Origin of the sequence: Streptomyces sp. NPDC049915 (assembly GCF_040656475.1) — a bacterium.
Taxonomy (GTDB): domain Bacteria; phylum Actinomycetota; class Actinomycetes; order Streptomycetales; family Streptomycetaceae; genus Streptomyces.
Window position 1 is genome coordinate 1 of sequence record NZ_JBFAMH010000005.1, and the last position, 16,990, is coordinate 16,990.

A 16,990-nucleotide genomic window follows, 5' to 3' on the forward strand; every position below is an offset into this window, starting at 1 on the left:
GCTCCCGCGCGCCCCCCCGTCGGGCGGGCCGGGCCGCCCGGCTCTGCTCGCACCAGCATGATGCCGGGGGTCGGCCGGCGGCCCCACTCCGCCTGGCCGACCCCCGGTGCGAGATCACACGCCGCCCCGCAACAGGGGCTCGCACTCCCCACCTGCGAGCCTCGCGCGGCGTTTCACGGGGTCCGTGTGATCCCGGTCCTAGAACGCGAAGACGGTCGGCCCGTGGGCGGTCTTCACGCACTCGTTGGCGAAGGTCCGTTCGTAGGAGACGCGCTTGCCCTGCCAGACGCCGTCGACGGTGACGACGACCGGGTCGTACTGCTTGGTGCACAGCGGTTCGGCGCCGGCGTTCAGCGCGTCGAGGTCGCCGCCGGCCAGGCGGAGTTCGGCGCAGGCCGCGGCGGGGTCCGGGTGGGTGCCGGAGGCCGTGGGCGCGCAGGAGAGGGTGACCGCACGGGCCGGGGTGGCGCTCGCGGCGCTGTCTCCGTGGCCGAGGGTCAGGACGAGCGCCGAGGGCGCGTAGAGCGAGGCCGGGACGGCGTGGGCGGCGCCGGCCAGGGGGCCGCAGACGGCGGTGGCCGTCAGGGTAAGAGCCGCTGCCCAGCGCGCGGGGTTCCGCATTGTGTGCATCCTTCCGCTTCGATTCGGGGGTGGTGCCGGCCGTGTCCTCTGTCGGAGGCCGCGACGGCGAGCGCCACTCTGCCGAGTCCGCTGCCGAAACTCACATCGACCCCATGGGTTTAAGTAACCTTGCGTATTGAATCAGTGGCGTGAAGTGACGTAATTCGAACGTTCCAATGACGGTTCCAAGCGCTTTCGATCAGGAGAACCGGTCAAATGGCGCGATTCACTGCGTCAGTTAATCGTCCGGAAACATTCCGCTTCAGCGCTCGGAGAGCCCCGGAACGACTCATTCCGTTCACCTTGCGCCTGCCGTGACCGCCCTACCGGTCGGTATGGTCTGGGCACCACGGTCCTTGTGACGAGAGGCGGATCCGGTATGGCCAAGCACTGGGCGGACTTCCAGTACGAGATCTACCTGAACGGGATGACGGGCGCGGTGCCCCGCCTGCCCACCGACCTGACCCGGCTGGAGGAACTGATCGAACAGCGGCTCGGCCCCGGTCCCGTCGGCTATGTGGCCGGCAGCGCCGGCGACGGCAGCACCGCCCGCGCCAACCGGGCCGCCCTGGAGCGCCGCAGGATCGTGCCGCGGATGCTGCGTGACGTACGCGAGCGTGACCTGTCGGTTCACGTGCTGGGCCGCCCGCTGCCGGCGCCGCTCGCGCTGGCCCCGGTCGGCGTGCTGTCGATCATGCACCCGGACGCGGAGCCGGCCGCCGCCCGGGCCGCCGCCGCGCAGGGGGTGCCGTACATCCTCTCCTCCGCCTCCAGCACGCCGATGGAGCAGGTCGCGGAGGCGATGGGGGACGCCGAGCGGTGGTTCCAGCTGTACTGGCCCAAGGACCCTGAGGTGGCCCTCAGTTTCCTGGACCGGGCGAAGGCGAACGGGTTCAGCGTGCTCGTGGTCACGCTCGACACCCCGTTGCTGTCTTGGCGGCCGCGCGACCTCGACCAGGCGTATCTGCCGTTCCTGCACGGCGTGGGCACGGCCAACTACTTCTCCGACCCGGCCTTCCGCGCGGGCCTGGCCAAGCCGGTGGAGGAGGACCCGAACGCTGCCGTGATGCACTTCGTCGGCATGTTCGCCGACCCGGGCAAGACATGGCCGGACCTGGAGTTCCTGCGCGAGAACTGGGACGGCCCGATCGTGCTCAAGGGGGTCCTGCACCCGGACGACGCGCGCCGCGCGGCGAACGCCGGGATGGACGGTGTGGTGGTGTCCAACCACGGCGGTCGCCAGGTGGCCGGCGCCATCGCCGCCGCGGACGCCCTGCCCCGGGTGGTGGAGGCGGTCGGCGACCGGCTCGAGGTGCTGTTCGACAGCGGGGTGCGCACCGGCGACGACGTCTTCAAGGCGCTCGCGCTCGGCGCGCGGGCGGTGCTGCTGGGACGGCCGTACGTCTACGGTCTCGGCCTGGACGGGCAGGCGGGCGTGGAACACGTGATCCGCTGTCTGCTCGCCGAACTCGACCTCACCCTCGCCCTGTCGGGGCACGCCGGACCCGGCACGGTCGGCGCCGAGGACCTCGCCGAGGAGATCGCGTGAGCGCCCGCCGCAACGTGCTCGCGGTCGTCCCGCCGCACGTCGGCGGCCGGGCCGCGGGCGCCGGACTCGCCTCCGTCTTCCCCGGCGACACGCACGTCACCGTCGTGGAGAGCACCGACGAGGACCCGGCGGCCCTGCGCGCCGCGCATGCCGTCGTCACGGCGCTGGCCCCGGTCACCGCCGGTCACCTCGCCGCCGCCGAACAGCTGCAGCTGGTGCAGTGCGCGAGCCACGGCTACGACTACGTGGACGTGACGGCGGCGCGCGCCCGCGGCGTCACCGTGTGCACGATCGGCTCCACGGGCGCGGAGGCGCAGAACGTCGCCGAGCAGACGTTCGCCCTCATGCTGGCCCTCGCCAAGCGACTCGTCCCCGCGCACACCGCGTTGACACAGGGCGACTGGGCACTGCCCCGGCTCACGCGGTCGATCACGGAGCTGTCGGGCAAGACGCTCGGCATCGTCGGCCTCGGCGGGATCGGGCAGCAGGTGGCGCGCCGGGCCGCCGCGTTCGACATGACCGTGCTGTACACGGCCCGGCGCCGGGTGCCCCCGGAGACGGAGGCCCGCCTCGCCGCCCGGCACGTCCCCCTCGACGAACTCCTCGCCGCCTGCGACTACGTCACCCTGCACGCGCCGCTCACCGAGGAGACCCGGCACCTGCTCGACGCGCGCCGGCTCGCGCTGCTGAAGCCCACGGCGTTCGTGGTCAACACCGCGCGGGGCGCCCTGATCGACCAGGACGCCCTCGCCGACGCCCTGGAGAAGGGCGCGCTCGCCGGAGCGGGCCTCGACGTCTTCGAGCCCGAGCCCCCGACGCCGTCCCTGCGCCTTTTGAAGGCGCCGAACGTGGTGCTCTCCCCTCACGTCGGCGGCGTCACCCGCGAGACGGTCGTCCGCATCGGCGTCGCCGCGGTCCGCAACGCGACGGCCTTCCTGGCGGGCGAACCACCGCGGGACGTGGTGACGTAGCCGCCCCCGGGAGTCGTCGTCAGATGTGGTCCCGCGGATCCGCCGGGCGGGCCTGCCGGGCGCCCGCGCCGACCACCGACCGCGAGCCGGGGGCCACCGACGGGTCGTCCGTGCTCCAGCGACGGGCGTCGGAACCGTCGCGGACGTTGACGACGATGTCGGCGCCCGGGCCCTCGGACACCGAGGCCAGGGCGAGCGACTCGTCCCAGCGGGGCAGCAGTTCGCCCCGCGCCGTCAGGTCGTAGCGCACGTCGTCGGCCCGCCGGTCGCCGCGCGGTGCGCACGGACCGAGGATGACGACCCCGGCGTCCGCGTGCGAGTCCAGGCACAGCTGGGGCGCGGCCGCGCTGCGCAGCAGCCCGTCGTCCTCGTACGACCACTGCTGGGTCCGGGCCGGGGAGCACACCGCGAGCTGGACCTGGGCGCCCACCGCGGCCCGGCCGCTGATGTCGAGGCACAGCCCGGCGGCGACGTTGCGCAGCCTGGTGCGCCGGGGCGCCGTGGGCAGCTCGGCGGCTCCGGGCGGCGCGGTGGAGACGGCGGGCGGCAGCGAGGCGGTCGTACCCGGCGCACCGGGGGTGGTCGTACCCGGTGCGCCCGTGGCGGCGGCGGAGGCGGCCGGGCCGGTGCCGTGGCCGTCGTCGGACCACACCCCGGTCAGCAGGAGCATCGTCAGCAGCACGCCGGAGGCGAGGCCCGCCCCGGTGAGCAGCGTGCGCGTGGACCGGGCACCGGGCAGAGGGCGGCGCGGCCGCAGCCCGCGGCCGGGGCGGCCGCCTCGGTGGCGTGCGGAACCCCGGGGGTGGCCGCCGGCCCGGCCGCGGCGGCCGGGGCGGGAGTCGTGGTAGCGGCCGGCGCCCCAGCCGAGTACGGCCTCGGCGAGCAGGGTGCCCAACGCGCCCTCGAACTGCTCCAGTTGATCGGCGGCCGCGCGGCAGTGGCGGCACTGGGCGAGATGCCGGCGCACCTCGGGCAGCAGCCCGCCGCCGCGGCGCAGGGGAATGTCGAGAAGACGGTTGTGATGGCGGCAGTCCGGGGTCGGCGCGAGTTCCCGATGGGCGCGCACGCAGCCCTCGCGGAGTTTTTCCCGGGCGTCCTCGTAAGCGGCCGCCGCGGCTTCCTCGCTCATGCCGAGCAGGGTCGCGGGAACGGTTACCGGCTCGGCCTCGACGTCGATGTGCCACAGCAGGCACTGGGCCTCGGCGGGAAGGGCGTGGAATGCCCGCTCGGTCAGCCGGCGGTTTTCTGCTGTCATGTACTTGGCGACCCGCATACCGCGCCCGCCGGCCGGTTTGCGCAGCTGCGGCAGAGCCCCGGTTATCCGCTCGGCGCCGGCCCATTGCCGCACCGTGCCCCGGACGGCCAGCAGCAGCCGCGGGCGCAGCGCGGCAGCGGACTCCCCCAGCGTGAGCCGGTCGAGCACCTGATGGAAGGCGGCCGCCGTGACCATCGCCGCGACCTGCGCGGACGAGGCCAGGCAGATGACGGCGTAGTCGTGCACCGGCTGCCAGTGCCGTGCCATCAGCAGGGCCGTGGCCTGGGCGACGTCGTCGTCGGGGCCGCCGCGGGCCCGGGCGGCGAGCTCCTCTTCGGATTCCTCCACAAAGCCGCCGGAGAGCGGAAAGGGCGGACGAGGGGGGTGGGGGGTGGGCACGGTGAGCGGATTCCTTCCCACGCGCTGGGAGCAACACAGGATCTCCGCGCGCCGTCAAGGCAACACGCGGTACGGCCTGCCTTTTCCGGCGCGCGGGGAAGCGCTCAGCCTTGCATACCCGACTTGCACCCAACAACCCGCCCGGAGGGCGTCCGCGCCATTGACAGAAAGTCAGAATGCCGCATCCCAATCCCCCCTTGTGGCAAGCGTTTTCGGGAATTTCCGCGCCCCGTGTGAAACGCGCGCACACGCCCGTGCGGCACGCACGCTCCCGGCCCGCCACGCGCTGTAGTCCACTGGACACGGCCTTACCTCGAAGGCCCCGCGCGGGACGGCGGCTCTCCCGCGCGAAACGGCCGCCGGCCTTGATCCTCCCGCCCTCGGCCGGCGGCCCGGAGGGGACGTGTTCAGATCTGCCAGGAGCGCAGCCGGTCGGCGGCGCGGTACACGTCCGCCTTGCCGGACATCAGATCGCGGGCGAGGTCGACCAGGGCGCCGTAGGGCGGGTCGATGCCGACACCGCTGACGAACATGTAGGCCACCGCCGTCGAACAGGCGAAGCGGGCGTTGGCCGAGGGCAGCGGCTTGAGCACGGCGAGGGTGTGGAGCAGGGCCGCGGCCCGCCAGGCGGGGTCGGAGTTCACGCCGAGCCGTGGCGGGTCGACCCGGTGCCGGGCGACGGCGGCGACGAGCGCGGAGAAGTCGTTGATGGTGGGCTGCTCCGGCAGGACCTCTTCATGCCGCTGCAGCAGCCAGGGGACGTCGATGTGCACGACGGAGGCCATCGCTCAGGCGACCCGCCCCTCGCCGCTCACCGGTGGCTCGTCGTCGGGGAAGGCGACGGCGAACTCCTCGGCATGGGCCGTGAAGAACCGCCTGAAGGCCTCCGCGCCCTCCTTCAGCGCCCGGTGCCGCGCGATGTCGGCGGCGGCCGCCTCCCGCACGAGCGCCTTCATCGACGTCCCGCGTTCCTTGGCGATCTGCCGCAGGTCCTCTAGCTCGCGCTCGCTGAACTCCACATTCAGAGCTGGCATGCCCTCACGGTACCGCTCGGGTACTCACGCGTAAATACCCGCAGGTCAGGAAGGTAATAGGGAGGTACCGATCACAGCGCGGCCCGGGTGCGCGGCGAGGCGCGCACCCGGGCCGTACGGGTGCGGGCCGGGGCCCGCGTCACCGCACGCCCCGGCGTTGTCGAACCCCTCCGTCACGCCCCCGGTACCGCCAGACGGCTGATCCGCACCGCCCCTCGGGGCTCGCCCGGGTGGCTGCTGGTCAGGGTCAGGCGGAGGCGGGAGGCGCGGACCGCGAGGAAGGTGACGACGGTGGGGGCGTCGGACGCGGTGGCCCAGTCGGTGTTCGCCCCGGTGACGGGCTGCCACCGCTGCCCGTCCCAGACGTCGACCGCGAGCGCGGACGGCAGGCTGTGTGTGGCGTCGGCGGTGAAGGAGACCTCGACGCGGTCGACGGTCCGGGTGCGGCCCCAGTCCAGCGACACCCAGTCCCTCGAGCGGGCCCCGTCGAACGCGGGCAGCAGGCCGGTGGCCGCCTTGGTGAAGCCGTTGGACCAGCCGGTGGCCGGGTTGCCGTCAAGCATGGCGGCCGGGAGCGTGTCGGGGCGGCCGGAGTAGCTCGCGTCCGCGTACGGGTAGGCGGGCGGCGGCGGGAAGTCCGGTGCGAACGCGGCGGGCGCGGTGGTGGAGGCCGAGCGGCCCGGTCGGATGCGCACGCTCGCCGTGTCGGAGCGCAGCCCCTCGGCGCGGGCGGTCACCTTCAGGGCGCCGGGCTTCGTGCCCGCGCGGACGATGGCGAGCGCCTTGCCGTGGAAGGCGGTGCGGGTGCTCGCGTGGTAGCGCTCGGCGCTCTCCTGTCGCCCGTTGTCCAGCCCGGCGAGTGAGCCGCCGGTGACGTCGAAGGAGATCAGGTGCTCGGCGTCGGGCACGACAACGCCGTGCGCGTCGACGATCTCGGCGGTGACGAAGAGCAGTGAACGGCCGTCCGCCGTCAGGGCCTTGCGGTCGGGGGTCAGCCGGACGGCGTGGGGCGCGCCCGCGGTGCGCAGCACGTCGGTCGCGACCGCCCGGCCGTCCCGGCGGGCGACCGCCTTCAGCTCGCCCGGCCTGAAAGGCACTTTCCAGATCAGGTGCAGCTTGCCCGCGCTGCCGTTGGGGCTGGTGTAGCTGCCCGGGTAGGGGCCGCCGGTGAAGGTCTTGTCGTCTCCGGTGGGCTCGGTGGTCTCCAGGTACTCCCGGCCGTCGACGGTCTTCTTCCGGTCGAAGGTGCGCACGCCCAGGGACTCGCCGTTCAGGAACAGCTCGACGGTGTCGACGTTGGCGTACGCCCACACCTCGACCGTCTCGCCCTCCTCGTGGTTCCAGCTCATCGGGAGCAGATGGACCATCGGCTCGCTCGTCCACTGGCTCCTGAAGAGGTGGTACATGTCCTTGGGGAAGCCGGCCGTGTCGACCGCGCCGAAGAAGGACGCCTTCACCGGGAAGACGTCGTACGGCGTGGGCTCGCCGATGTAGTCGATGCCGGACCACAGGAACTGGCCCGCGAACCACCTGCGGTCCCGGTCCTTCTTGTGGCCGTACTCGCCGCTCATGGTCCAGGAGGCGAGGTTGTTGTCGTAGGACGAGGTCGCCCGGCGGCCGGGGGTGTGGTTCTCGCCGGTGTTGAGGTGCTCGGGCTCCTGGTACGCGCCGCGCGTTGACGTCTCCGAGGACGACTCGGACTCGAAGAGGAACAGATGCGGGTAGGCCGCGTGCAGGGCGTCCACCGACTGGGCGGAGTTGTAGTTGAGGCCGAGCCCGTCGAGCTTGGCCAGCATCAGGTCGGCGGCGGAGCCCTTGGCGGGCAGGCGGCGGTACTTGTCGGAGCCGATGACCAGGGGGCGGGTGTCGTCGGCGGCCCGGATCGCGGCGATGATCCGGTCGGCCATGGCGAGGCCGGCGGTGGAGGTGGAGTCGGGGATCTCGTTGCCGATGGACCACAGCACCACGGCGGGCGAGTTGCGGGCCGCGCGCACCATCTCACCGGCGTCCTTTTCGCACCACTCGTCGAAGAAGCGGCCGTAGTCGTACCGGTTCTTGCCGGTGCGCCAGCAGTCGAACGCCTCCACCATCATCACGATGCCCAGCTCCTCGCAGACCTGGATCATCTCGGGCGCGGGCGGGTTGTGCGAGGTGCGCAGAGCGTTGACGCCCATCGACTTCATGATCGTCATCTGGCGGCGGACGGCGTCGACGTGCACGGCCACGCCAAGCGCGCCGAGGTCGTGATGGAGGTCGACGCCCTTGATCTTGGCGTGCACGCCGTTGAGGTGGAAGCCCTCGTCGGGGTCGAAGCGGAAGGTGCGGACACCGAAGCCGGTGCGGTACGTGTCGGTGGTGCGGCCTTCGACCCGCAGCTCGGTGTGCAGCGCGTAGCGGTGCTCCGGGGTGGCGAAGTCCCACAACAGCGGCTGCGGGACGGTCAGTTCATGGGTCTCCGTGCGCTCGTCGGTGACGTGCACGGTCGACGACGTGCGGGCGACGGTACGGCCGTGCGGGTCGGTGATCCGGGAGACCACCTCCACCTGCGCTGCGGCGCCGGAGTCGTTCACCACGTCGGTGCGCACCCGCACCAGGGCACGCTCGGCGGTGACGTCCGGCGTGGTGACGTACGTGCCCCAGCGGGCCACGTGCACCGGCTCGGTGACGACCAGGCGGGCCTCTCGGTAGATGCCGCTGCCGGAGTACCAGCGGCTGCTCGGCAGTTGGTTCTGCACCTTGACCGCGAGGACGTTCGCGGTACGCCCGTCGGTGTGCACATGACCGGTGAGGTCGAAGGCGAAGCCGGTGTAGCCGTAGGGGTGGCGGCCCACCTCCGTGCCGTTGCAGTAGACGTGCGAGTCCATGTAGACGCCGTCGGACTCGACCGTGATCCGCTTGCCCGCGTACGCCGGCGGCAGGGTGAACGACAGGCGGTACCAGCCGAGGCCGCCGGGCAGGAAGCCGGTCCCGCTGGTGGTGCCGTACTGCGTGGTGGGCGTCTGCTCGATGCTCCAGTCGTGGGGTACGGCCACCTGACGCCAGCCGGTGTCGTCGTATCCGGGGTCCGCCGCGTTCGCGTAGGCGCCGGTCGGGTCGGTGATCCCACCGGGGTTGACCAGCGCGAAACGCCAGCCGTCACGCAGCGGGACCGTGCTGCGGCCCATGGCGTGCGGGTCCGCCGCCGCGGCCGGGATCGTCCCCACTCCCAGCAACGCCCCGGTAGCGGGCACGCCCGCGGAGGCGATCAGGACCGATCTCCTAGTGACCGACACAGCGGCTCCCCTTTCATGAGGGCCCAGAAGTACACACAAAGAAACGTGATCGCACAGATTCTGACGACGCGCCTCGGTTGCGCGTCAAGAGTCGGGTCAGCGCTTTCTTCCGGGCGCCACGGCGCGCCAGATCGACCGATTTCGGTCTTGACGTCGAAGGGCCGAATCCTGGGAAGACCGGGGGTTCCCGACCGCGTGCGACGGAGACGCACTACTCTGGAACCGAGTGACACACCGTTCACTGTGAGTGTGCGCAATGGAGTGCGAGGATGAGCCCGGACTACCCGTTCGACGACGCCGCGACGGCCCGGGCTGTCATCTCCGACGACGGCACGCTGACCGGGTGGAACGCCGGTGCGCAGCGTCTGCTCGGCTGGACCGCCGCGGACGTGGTGGGCCGGCCCGCCACGCGTCTGCTCGCGGACCCGGACGGCGTGTCGCCCCGTCCGGCGCCACCACGCGACCACGGAACGGTGACTTTGCGCCACCGGGACGGCCGTACGGTCGAGGTGTGGGTGCTCGCCCATCACCTCCGGCCCCACGACGGCGAGCCGGGCCACTGGCTGGTGGTCACGCCCCTGGACGCCTCCGGCCCCCGCTCCCCCGACGATCCGCTGGACGCGGCGGCGCTCGTGCAGTCCCCCTGCGCACTCGCCCTCTTCGACGAGCGGCTGCGGCTGCACCGGATGAACGACGCCATGGTGGAGCTCGTCGGGCTGCCCGAGGAGCAGGTGCGCGGACTGAGACTCGCCGAGATCGGCGGGATCCCGCAGAGCGACGACCTCGAACGCCGTCTAGCACAGGTGCTCACCACGGGCCGGTCGCTCGACGCCCAGACACGGCTGCGCGCCGGGGGCGGGGACCGTCCGCGCGCCTGGCTCGCCCGGATGGCCCCGGTCACCGACGCCGAGGGCCGGGTGCGCGGGGTGTGCGTGACCGCCCACGACCTCTCCGACCAGTACCTGTCCCGTGAGCGGCTGCAACTGGTCAACGAGGCCAGCGTCCGCATCGGCACCACCCTCGACGTCTCGCGCACCGCGCAGGAACTGGCGACCGTGTGCGTGCCCCTGCTCGCCGACTTCGTCAGCGTCGACCTGCTCGACCCGGACCAGTACGGCGGGGAGCCGCCGGTCCGGCTGGTCCCGCCGGTCGTGCTGCGCCGGGCCGCCCACCACTCGGTGAACCCCGGCAGCCCCGGGGCGGTGACCATGCCGGGCGACGCGGAGGAGTACCCGGCGCCCTCCCCACAGGCCGCGGCGCTGCTGGCGGGCCAGGCGATCGTGGTCTCGGCACCCGGGGACCTGGAACGGTGGCTGTCCTGGGACGAGCGCCGCCACCGCCTCTTCCAGCAGTACGGTGTGCACTCCACGATGGCGGTTCCGCTCCAGGCCCGCGGCTCCACGCTCGGCGTCGCCCTCTTCCACCGGTTCCGCCACCCCGACCCGTACACCGAGGACGACGCGCTGCTGGCGGAGGAGATCACCGCCCGCGCGGCCGTCTGCATCGACAACGCCCGCCGCTACTCGCGCGAGCGGGAGACCGCCCTGGCCCTGCAGCGCAGCCTGCTGCCGCGCTCCCTGCCGCGCAGCGCCGCCGTCTCTGCGGCCTCCCGCTATCTCCCCGCGGCCCGCTCGGGGGTGGGCGGCGACTGGTTCGACGTGATCCCGCTGTCCGGGCTGCGCGTGGCCCTGGTCGTCGGGGACGTCGTGGGGCACGGGGTGCAGGCCTCGGCGACCATGGGCCGGCTGCGCACCGCCGTACGCACACTGGCCGACATCGACCTGCCACCGGACGAACTGCTCACCCACCTCGACGATCTCGTGCTGCGGCTGTCGGAGGAGGCCGGCGGCGAGGGCAGCCCCGGCGAGGTCGGAGCGACCTGTCTGTACGCGGTGTACGACCCGGTGTCGCGACGCTGCACGATGGCCCGGGCCGGGCATCCGCCGCCGGTGCTGCTCCCGCCGGACGGCCCCGCGCGCCGGGTGAACCTGCCGTCCGGTCCCCCGCTCGGCGTGGGCGGGCTGCCGTTCGAGTGCACCGAACTGGACCTCGTCGAGGGCAGCGTGCTGGCCTTCTACACGGACGGGCTGATCGAGTCGCGGGAGCGGGACGGCGACGCCGGCCACCGGATGCTGTGCGACGCGCTGGAGGCCGACGCGGCCTCCCTCGACGAGGCCTGCGACCACATCCTGCACACGCTGCTGCCGCCGGGCGGCGCCGCCGACGACGTCGCCCTGCTGCTGGCCCGCACCCAGGGGCTGCCCTCCGCGCAGGTGGCGACCTGGGACATCCCCGCCGACCCGTCGCTGGTCGCGCCGATCCGCAAACAGGTCGTCGACCAGCTCGCCGCCTGGTCGCTGAGCGACACGACGTTCACGGCCGAGCTGGTGGTGAGCGAGCTGGTCACCAACGCCATCCGCTACGGGGCGCCGCCGATCCGGCTGCGGCTGATCCACGACGACACCACGCTCATCTGCGAGGTGTCCGACACCAACCACAGCGCCCCCCATCTGCGCCGGGCGAAGACCTGGGACGAGGGCGGGCGCGGGCTGCTGCTGGTCGCGCAGCTCACCCAGCGCTGGGGCAGCCGGCACACCACCGAAGGCAAGACCATCTGGGCGGAGTTGGGGCTGCTGGAGGAGGGATTGGCAGAGGGTCTGCCGGCGGGACTGGCAGAGGGGCTGGCAGACGGACTGGCAGAGGGATCGGCGGAGTGAAGCCGCGCGGTCCCGGCATCGCGGCCGGGCGAGCGGGGCAGACGTCCACCATGGCCCCGTACACGCGATTTCCCGTCCTGCTCGTGAGCGCGCTCACCGCGCTGGGCGCACTGACCGCCTGCGGCGGCGGTGACGGCGGCGGCACGGCCGCGAGCACCGCGCAGCAGCTGCCGGCGACGACCGCCACCGACTCCGCCGAACCCACCGGGACGACCCGTCCGGGGGCCGCCGAGCCCACCGGGACGCCCGCCGCGGGGACCGTGCGGCCCACCGCGCCGGCCACGGCGTCCGCGCGGCCCGCGTCGTCGTCGCGCTGCCGCACCGGCGACCTGCGGGCCACGGTCGGGCGCAACAACCCGGGCGCCGGGCAGGAGAACTTCCCCGTCGTGCTGACGAACACCTCGGCCCGCACCTGCACGGTGTACGGCTACCCCGGCGCCGCCTTCGTGGACGCCTCCGGCCGGCAGCTCGGGCCCGACCCGCGGCGCGAGGACGGGCCGGCCCAGACGAAGGTGACGCTGGCGCCGGGCCGCAGCGCCTGGGCCGGGCTGACCTTCTCCAACCCCGAGGTCAGCGAGGCCCGTACGGCGACTCCGGCCGCGCTGCTCGTCACGCCGCCCGACGAGCGCAAGCCGCTGAGGGTGCCGTGGCAGGGCGGCCCGGTGCCGGTCGGCGGCAACGCGTCCACGGTGTCGCTGACACCGTTCAGCCCGGGCACCGGCGCCTGAGCCGTCCCGCCGGCGTCCGGTGGTTCAGTGGCCGGCGACCGGGTGCGGCACGTACGGCTGCTTCAGTTCCTCGATCTCCTTCTCCGTCAGCGTGAGGTCCGCGGCGGCCACCGCGTCCTGGAGGTGCTGCGGCTTGGAGGCTCCGATGATCGGCGCGGTCACCGTGTCCTGGTGGAGCAGCCAGGCCAGGGCGACCTGGGCGCGCGGGACCCCGCGCTCGTCGGCGATGCGGGTGACGGTCTCGACGACGGCGCGGTCGCCCTCCTGGTAGAGGGTGCTGCCGAAGTTGTCGGTGGTGCTGCGGCCGGTGACGGTGCCCCAGTCGCGGGTCAGCCGGCCGCGGGCGAGCGGGCTCCAGGGCAGGACGCCCACGCCCTGGTCGGCGCAGAGCGGCAGCATCTCGCGCTCCTCCTCGCGGTAGAGGAGGTTGTAGTGGTTCTGCATCGACACGAACTTCGTCCAGCCGTGCAGCTCGGCCGTGTACTGGGCCTTGGAGAACTGCCAGGCGTACATCGAACTCGCTCCGATGTAGCGCACCTTGCCCGCCTTGACGAGGTCGTGCAGGGCCTCCATCGTCTCCTCGATCGGCGTGTGCGGGTCCCAGCGGTGGATCTGGTAGAGGTCGACGTAGTCGGTGCCGAGACGGGTGAGGCTGTGGTCGATCTCGGTCATGATCGCCTTGCGGGACAGTCCGCCGCCGTTGGGGCCGGGGCGCATCCGGCCGTGCACCTTGGTGGCCAGCACGATGTCGTCGCGGCGGGCGAATTCCTTCAGCGCGCGGCCGACGATCTCCTCGCTGGTGCCGTCGGAGTAGACGTTGGCGGTGTCGAAGAAGGTGATCCCGGCGTCCAGAGCCTGACGGATCAGCGGCCGGGAGGCCTCCTCGTCCAGGGTCCACTCGTGCGCGCCACGGTCCGGAACACCGTAGGTCATGCAGCCCAGGCAGATCCGGGAGACGTCCAGACCTGTGGAACCCAGCTTCACGTACTGCATTGTTGCTGCTCCTGCCTTCGTCGGCGGCTGACGGTCCGAGCCTATGACTTCGTGCGCACTCGAAGATCGCCCGGCAGCGACCGCGTCCGCGGACCCGCCGGTCACCTGAGGGGGAAGGTGCGGCCCCGCTCGCCCAGCGGGCGCGGGCCGTGGATGCGGCGCTCGTGCTCCTCGATCGGCACGTCGTTGATGCTCGCCTCGCGCCGGGTCATCAGGCCGTGCTCGTCGAACTCCCACAGCTCGTTGCCGTAGGACCGCCACCACCGGCCGTCGGTGTCGTGGCACTCGTACTGGAAGCGGACGGCGATGCGGTTGCCGTCGAAGGCCCACAGGTCCTTGCGCAGGGCGTACTCCAGCTCGCGCGCCCACTTGGCGGTGAGGAAGCCGATGATCTCGGCGCGTCCGGTGACGAAGGTGTCGCGGTTGCGCCAGACGGAGTCCTCGGAGTAGGCGAGCGCGACCTTGTGCGGGTCCCGCGTGTTCCAGGCGTCCTCGGCGGCCTGCACCTTCCGGGCCGCGGTCTCCCGGGTGAACGGGGGAAGGGGCGGGCGGTCGGCCATGGTGTCCTCCTCGGCGGAACGGCGGGGAGAACGATCGTTCTCCACCTGGTCGGCTAAGGTAGAGAACGATCGTTCTCAGGTCAACGTCCGCTGTTCTCCGCCGTGTCGGGGAATCGTCGAGGAGTGATGCCCGTGCCCTTGGACAGCGCGAGCGCCCGCCTGCGGGTCCTGGACGCCGCGGAGGAGCTGTTCTACCGGCGGGGTGTGAAGTCGGTCGGGATGGACGACATCCGCGCCGCCTCGGGTGTCTCCCTGAAGCGGCTCTACCAGCTCTTCCCGGCGAAGGAGCAGCTGGTGGAGGCGTATCTGGAGCGGCGCGACACGCGCTGGCGCGGGCGGCTCGCCACGCACGTGGAGCGCCAGGAGGATCCGCGCGAGCGCATCCTGGCCGTGTTCGACTGGCTGCGCGGCTGGTTCGGCGAGGAGTGCTTTCGCGGCTGCGCGTGGATCAACGCGTACGGCGAGCTGGGTGCCACGTCTCGGGCGGTGGCGGGTCAGGTGCGGGCGCACAAGCGCGCGTTCAGGGAGTACCTCGCGGGGCTCGTCGCCGATGCCGGGCTGGCGCCGGAGCTGGCCGGGCAGCTGTTCCTGCTGGCCGAGGGTGCCATGGTCACGGCCGGCGTCACCGGCCGCACCGAACCGGCCGACGAGGCCCGCGCGGCGGCACAGGCACTCGTCGGGACCACGTAGGTCGTACGGCCCCTCCGGATCGCGTGCGCACCCGGCGGGCGGCCGTCCCGGACGGGCTTCGGCCGGGGCTCAGTTCGCCGGTTCCCCGACCGTGATCGCGCCCACCGGGCAGGCGCGGGCCGCCTCGCGCGTCATCGGGTCGGGGGTCGGCCCGTCGTGGCCGGGGACGAGGGTGCTGAAGCCGTCGTCGTCCTGGGTGAAGACGTTCGGCGCGGCGAGGGCGCACTGGCCGGCGCCGATACAGAGGTCCCTGTCGATGTGGATGTGCATGGTGCGTCAGCCTCTTACCAGGTCACGGGGAGTTCCAGCATCCCCTGGATGGTGTCGCCGGGCTTGAAGGGGATCTCCCCTGCGGGGACCGCGAGCCGCAGGCCGGGCAGCCGCTCGAAGAGGGTGCCCAGGGCGATCTCCAGCTCGGCGCGGGCGAGGTTCTGGCCCAGGCACTGGTGGATGCCGAAGCCGAAGGCCACGTGATGGCGGGCGGAACGGCCGAAGTCCAGGCTGTCGGCGTCGGCGTAGACCGTCTCGTCGCGGTTGATGACCGATGTCGAGAACAGCACGCCCTCGCCCGCCCGGATCGTCGTCCCGGCCACCTCGATGTCCTCGACGGCGAGGCGCAGCAGCCCGTCGGCGATGGACAGCAACCGCAGCAGTTCCTCCACCACGGCGGGCAACAGCCCGGGGTCGGCACGCAATTCGGCCAGTCGGTCGGGGTGCTGCAGCAGGGTGTAGGTGCCCAGGGAGATCATGTTGGCGGTCGTCTCGTGGCCCGCGACCAGCAGGATGATCGCCAGCGCGACCACGTCGGCCCGGCTCACCTCGCCGGTGCGCAGCCGCTGGTGGACCAGCTCGTCGAGGACGCCCTCGCCGGGCTTCGCGTCCTTGGCCTTGCGGTCGATCAGATCGCCGAGGTACGTCTCGAGCCGGTCGCGCGCCGCGAGGACGTCCTCGACGCCCGGACCGCGCAGCAGCCGCCGCGACTGCTCCTCGAAGAACTCGTGGTCGGCGTACGGCACGCCGAGCAGCGCGCAGATCACCATCGAGGGCACGGGCAGCGCGAACGCACCGACCAGCTCCGCGGGCGGCCCCTGCGCGATCATGGCGTCCAGCAGGCCGTCGACGATCCGCTGGATGTCCGGCCGTAACGCGTTCGCCCGCTTGAGGGTGAAGCGGGGCACCAGCATGCGCCGTTGGGCGTGGTGCTCGGGGTCGTCCACGCCCAGCAGCGCCGCGCGGCGGTGGCGGCCCGCCTCGAAGCGGGGGGTGGGCGCGGGGAAGCCCGGCCGGGTGCGGTCGGTCGACAGACGCGGGTCGGCGAGGAGGTCACGGGCCACGGCGTGCCCGGTGACCAGCCATGCGGGACGTCCGTCGTAGAGGGTGACGCGGGCCAGCGGAGGGCCGGCGCGCAGCGGGTCGTAGGCGGTGGGCGGGTGGTAGGGGCAGGTGCGGTCCTGCGGGAAGGCGACGGGTGCCGGCTGATGCGTCAAGTCCGTCATGGATGACCTCGCAGACGATGAGTGCCTCGTTCCGATCTTCATTAGATGCCTCGGGCATCTATGCGGCGACGCGAAGTTCGGCCACATCGGCGAAGCGGGGAAACTGGCCGGAAGCCTTCACTCCGGTACGTCGGACCCGGTCACCGGAAATGAACGCCCGCGTGCCGGTGTTGCACACCGACGCGAGCAGCGATGCCGTACGACGCGACGAAAGGACCGATGCCATGCCTCTGGAGGGCGAGTACGAGCCCAGCCCGACGCAGTGGGTGCGCGAGCAGGTGGAGCTGTACGAGAGCTCTGGCGGCACTCAGGGGACGACGCTGCGGGACACGGGCCTGCCGGTGGTCGTCCTCACCAGCCGCGGCGTGAAGAGCGGCAGGATCCGCAAGACGCCGCTGATGCGCGTCGAGCACGAGGGACGCTACGCCCTGGTCGCGTCTCAGGGCGGCGCGCCGAAGCACCCGGTCTGGTACCACAACCTCAAGGCGCACCCTCAGGTCGAGCTCCAGGACGGTCCGCGCAAGTGGGACATGACCGCCCGTGAGGTCACCGGCGCGGAGAAGGCCGAGTGGTGGGAGCGGGCGGTCGCCGCGTACCCGCCGTACGCCGACTACCAGACGCGGACGTCCCGCGAGATCCCGGTGTTCGTCCTCGAACCGACCGGATGAGACCGTCCGCCGGACCGGCGTGCCGCACTCCGGGGAG

General features: G+C 72.6%; 15 protein-coding genes. 6 read left to right on the plus strand and 9 right to left on the minus strand.

What is annotated here, in order from left to right; genetic code table 11:
* Nucleotides 1-198: 198 nt before the first annotated feature.
* On the minus strand, nt 199-621 hold the full coding sequence (locus tag AB0J12_RS09750; protein ID WP_363263732.1) for a subtilase-type protease inhibitor: 423 nt from the start codon (nt 619-621) through the stop codon (nt 199-201).
* 379 nt (nt 622-1,000) lie between these two features.
* Between AB0J12_RS09750 and AB0J12_RS09755 the strand changes: the two genes are divergently transcribed.
* Both AB0J12_RS09755 and AB0J12_RS09760 read left to right on the plus strand, forming a co-directional pair.
* Nucleotides 1,001-2,170, plus strand: coding sequence for a lactate 2-monooxygenase (locus tag AB0J12_RS09755; protein WP_363263733.1), 1,170 nt, complete (start codon nt 1,001-1,003; stop codon nt 2,168-2,170).
* Nucleotides 2,167-3,141, plus strand: a complete 975-nt coding sequence (locus AB0J12_RS09760) for an NAD(P)-dependent oxidoreductase (RefSeq protein WP_363263734.1) — start codon at nt 2,167-2,169, stop codon at nt 3,139-3,141. Before AB0J12_RS09755 ends, AB0J12_RS09760 begins: the two co-directional genes overlap by 4 nt.
* Before the next feature lie 19 nt (nt 3,142-3,160).
* Here AB0J12_RS09760 and AB0J12_RS09765 read toward each other — a convergent pair whose 3' ends face one another.
* The 4 genes from AB0J12_RS09765 to AB0J12_RS09780 all read right to left on the minus strand — a co-directional run bounded on the left by AB0J12_RS09765 (nt 3,161) and on the right by AB0J12_RS09780 (nt 9,101).
* Entirely contained in the window at nt 3,161-4,795 is a 1,635-nt protein-coding gene (locus tag AB0J12_RS09765) for an RICIN domain-containing protein (protein ID WP_363263735.1), read from the minus strand.
* Between the two features lie 407 nt (nt 4,796-5,202).
* Nucleotides 5,203-5,580 (minus strand): toxin Doc, encoded by a 378-nt coding sequence (locus AB0J12_RS09770; protein WP_361629685.1) that lies wholly within the window; start codon nt 5,578-5,580, stop codon nt 5,203-5,205.
* Between the two features lie 3 nt (nt 5,581-5,583).
* Nucleotides 5,584-5,829 (minus strand): hypothetical protein, encoded by a 246-nt coding sequence (locus AB0J12_RS09775; RefSeq protein WP_361629682.1) that lies wholly within the window; start codon nt 5,827-5,829, stop codon nt 5,584-5,586.
* 173 nt (nt 5,830-6,002) lie between these two features.
* Complete coding sequence (locus AB0J12_RS09780) at nt 6,003-9,101, minus strand: glycoside hydrolase family 2 TIM barrel-domain containing protein (RefSeq protein WP_363263736.1); 3,099 nt, start codon at nt 9,099-9,101, stop codon at nt 6,003-6,005.
* 269 nt (nt 9,102-9,370) lie between these two features.
* On the opposite strand from AB0J12_RS09780, the gene AB0J12_RS09785 reads away from it, so the two are divergent.
* Both AB0J12_RS09785 and AB0J12_RS09790 read left to right on the plus strand, forming a co-directional pair.
* Complete coding sequence (locus AB0J12_RS09785; RefSeq protein WP_363263737.1) at nt 9,371-11,818, plus strand: SpoIIE family protein phosphatase; 2,448 nt, start codon at nt 9,371-9,373, stop codon at nt 11,816-11,818.
* 50 nt (nt 11,819-11,868) lie between these two features.
* A complete protein-coding gene (locus AB0J12_RS09790; RefSeq protein WP_363264158.1) occupies nt 11,869-12,546 on the plus strand; it encodes a DUF4232 domain-containing protein in 678 nt (225 codons plus the stop codon).
* A gap of 24 nt (nt 12,547-12,570) precedes the next feature.
* Here the strand turns inward: AB0J12_RS09790 and AB0J12_RS09795 are convergent, their stop codons facing one another.
* Nucleotides 12,571-13,539, minus strand: a complete 969-nt coding sequence (locus AB0J12_RS09795; protein WP_363263738.1) for an aldo/keto reductase — start codon at nt 13,537-13,539, stop codon at nt 12,571-12,573.
* A gap of 101 nt (nt 13,540-13,640) precedes the next feature.
* Nucleotides 13,641-14,099, minus strand: coding sequence for a nuclear transport factor 2 family protein (locus AB0J12_RS09800; RefSeq protein WP_363263739.1), 459 nt, complete (start codon nt 14,097-14,099; stop codon nt 13,641-13,643).
* Between the two features lie 138 nt (nt 14,100-14,237).
* Here AB0J12_RS09800 and AB0J12_RS09805 point away from each other — a divergent pair, with 138 nt between their 5' ends.
* Nucleotides 14,238-14,789, plus strand: coding sequence for a TetR/AcrR family transcriptional regulator (locus tag AB0J12_RS09805; protein WP_363264159.1), 552 nt, complete (start codon nt 14,238-14,240; stop codon nt 14,787-14,789).
* Between the two features lie 69 nt (nt 14,790-14,858).
* Here AB0J12_RS09805 and AB0J12_RS09810 read toward each other — a convergent pair whose 3' ends face one another.
* Both AB0J12_RS09810 and AB0J12_RS09815 read right to left on the minus strand, forming a co-directional pair.
* Nucleotides 14,859-15,059, minus strand: coding sequence for a ferredoxin (locus AB0J12_RS09810; protein ID WP_363263740.1), 201 nt, complete (start codon nt 15,057-15,059; stop codon nt 14,859-14,861).
* Between the two features lie 14 nt (nt 15,060-15,073).
* Nucleotides 15,074-16,285 carry a cytochrome P450 gene (locus AB0J12_RS09815; RefSeq protein ID WP_363263741.1) on the minus strand — a complete coding sequence of 404 codons (1,212 nt, stop codon included), beginning with the start codon at nt 16,283-16,285 and terminating at the stop codon, nt 15,074-15,076.
* 224 nt (nt 16,286-16,509) lie between these two features.
* Here AB0J12_RS09815 and AB0J12_RS09820 point away from each other — a divergent pair, with 224 nt between their 5' ends.
* Nucleotides 16,510-16,953: a nitroreductase family deazaflavin-dependent oxidoreductase gene (locus tag AB0J12_RS09820; RefSeq protein WP_363263742.1), complete on the plus strand. Its 444-nt coding sequence runs from the start codon at nt 16,510-16,512 to the stop codon at nt 16,951-16,953.
* The last annotated feature ends 37 nt before the right edge of the window (nt 16,954-16,990 follow it).

What these genes read in the sequence shown, in the direction of transcription:
- AB0J12_RS09750 (WP_363263732.1), bottom strand. Translation starts at nt 621, where the DNA reads ATGCGGAACCCCGCGCGCTGGGCAGCGGCTCTTACCCTGACGGCCACC.
- AB0J12_RS09755 (WP_363263733.1), top strand. Translation starts at nt 1,001, where the DNA reads ATGGCCAAGCACTGGGCGGACTTCCAGTACGAGATCTACCTGAACGGG.
- AB0J12_RS09770 (WP_361629685.1), bottom strand. Translation starts at nt 5,580, where the DNA reads ATGGCCTCCGTCGTGCACATCGACGTCCCCTGGCTGCTGCAGCGGCAT.
- AB0J12_RS09775 (WP_361629682.1), bottom strand. Translation starts at nt 5,829, where the DNA reads ATGCCAGCTCTGAATGTGGAGTTCAGCGAGCGCGAGCTAGAGGACCTG.
- AB0J12_RS09785 (WP_363263737.1), top strand. Translation starts at nt 9,371, where the DNA reads ATGAGCCCGGACTACCCGTTCGACGACGCCGCGACGGCCCGGGCTGTC.
- AB0J12_RS09790 (WP_363264158.1), top strand. Translation starts at nt 11,869, where the DNA reads ATGGCCCCGTACACGCGATTTCCCGTCCTGCTCGTGAGCGCGCTCACC.
- AB0J12_RS09795 (WP_363263738.1), bottom strand. Translation starts at nt 13,539, where the DNA reads ATGCAGTACGTGAAGCTGGGTTCCACAGGTCTGGACGTCTCCCGGATC.
- AB0J12_RS09800 (WP_363263739.1), bottom strand. Translation starts at nt 14,099, where the DNA reads ATGGCCGACCGCCCGCCCCTTCCCCCGTTCACCCGGGAGACCGCGGCC.
- AB0J12_RS09810 (WP_363263740.1), bottom strand. Translation starts at nt 15,059, where the DNA reads ATGCACATCCACATCGACAGGGACCTCTGTATCGGCGCCGGCCAGTGC.
- AB0J12_RS09815 (WP_363263741.1), bottom strand. Translation starts at nt 16,285, where the DNA reads ATGACGGACTTGACGCATCAGCCGGCACCCGTCGCCTTCCCGCAGGAC.
- AB0J12_RS09820 (WP_363263742.1), top strand. Translation starts at nt 16,510, where the DNA reads ATGCCTCTGGAGGGCGAGTACGAGCCCAGCCCGACGCAGTGGGTGCGC.